Origin of the sequence: Mycobacterium sp. SP-6446 (genome assembly GCF_001954045.1) — a bacterium.
In the GTDB taxonomy this organism is placed as follows: domain Bacteria; phylum Actinomycetota; class Actinomycetes; order Mycobacteriales; family Mycobacteriaceae; genus Mycobacterium.
Map to the genome: position 1 here is coordinate 1 of NZ_MBEM01000048.1, position 574 is coordinate 574.

2 protein-coding genes are annotated in these 574 nt (G+C 63.8%); both read right to left on the reverse strand.

What is annotated here, in order from left to right:
- A partial coding sequence (locus tag A5736_RS03740; RefSeq protein WP_175611173.1) for a glycosyltransferase occupies nt 1-134 on the reverse strand: 134 nt, incomplete at its 3' end.
- A gap of 145 nt (nt 135-279) precedes the next feature.
- Nucleotides 280-574: GAP family protein (locus A5736_RS03745; protein WP_175611174.1), on the reverse strand; the 295-nt coding region annotated here is incomplete at its 5' end.

The window sequence follows — 574 nt, forward strand, 5'->3', positions numbered from 1 at the left end:
GACTCGACGAATTCAACCAGGTCGGGCGCGACGGCCACGTGTACGTCGTGCCCGCGGCGCAGCAGTTCACGGCCGACTGCGACGCAGGGCTCCACATCGCCACGCGTTCCATAGCTCGCCAGCACACACTTCATCGCGGGTCTGTCGGCATGGAATCTCTTCTCAATCTGCAGCGAAGTGTGCTGTGTCGGTGGCGCTGGGCAGCTAACGGCTAACTCACGGCGGTTCGTTGTAGTGCGAGACGTGACTATAACTTAGAAGCACTGGACCCCAGACTGTTCAGACGCTGCCGATGCCGCTGGCCACCAGCGAGACCCCAGCCACCGCGAACATGGCGATCAGGATTTTTCGGCGGTGGCGCAGCGCCCAGTCGTGGAGGCTTTGCAGCACCGCTTCGGTTTTCGCCGGCACGGCCAAATAGCTGAGCAGCGTGATCTCGACGATCGCGAGGACGCCGATGACGAAGGTGATGGCGGCGCTGATCTGCGTGCCGATCGCGGCTCCCGAGGCCACGATGATCGCGAGCAACAACAGACCGGCGTCGGGTTCCACCCCGCCGAGTGCCAGGCCGATC